The organism is Pseudomonas sp. PME37.24/006 (genome assembly GCF_055556635.1).
This window is the reverse complement of sequence record NZ_JBVHNL010000067.1, coordinates 1-276: the sequence shown is the minus strand read 5'-3', so window position 1 is coordinate 276 and position 276 is coordinate 1. Positions and strand designations below refer to the sequence as shown.

The following is a 276-nucleotide window of genomic DNA, read 5'->3' as shown; positions in this document are numbered from 1 at the left end:
GAGCTCACACAGACGATCAGCCCGTTCATCATCATTGAGCACACTGCCAAGATAACGACTGTGTTTGGTTTGCACATCCTGCACATGACGCAGCCAGTTGTCGGCCAGGCCAATCCTTTGCCGTCTTAACGCCGTACGGACACCCGCGCAACCATAATGCCCCACCACCATGATATGTTTGACCTTGAGCATTTCCACCGCAAACTGCAAGACGGACAGACAGTTGAGGTCGGTATGCACCACCACATTGGCGATATTACGATGAACAAACAACTC

Annotated in this window: 1 protein-coding gene; it reads right to left on the bottom strand. The window is 51.8% G+C overall.

The window, feature by feature from the left end; translation table 11 throughout:
• Positions 1-276, bottom strand: a 276-nt coding sequence (locus ACZ3GY_RS23875) for a carbonic anhydrase (RefSeq protein ID WP_465912206.1), incomplete at both ends; no start/stop codon positions are given.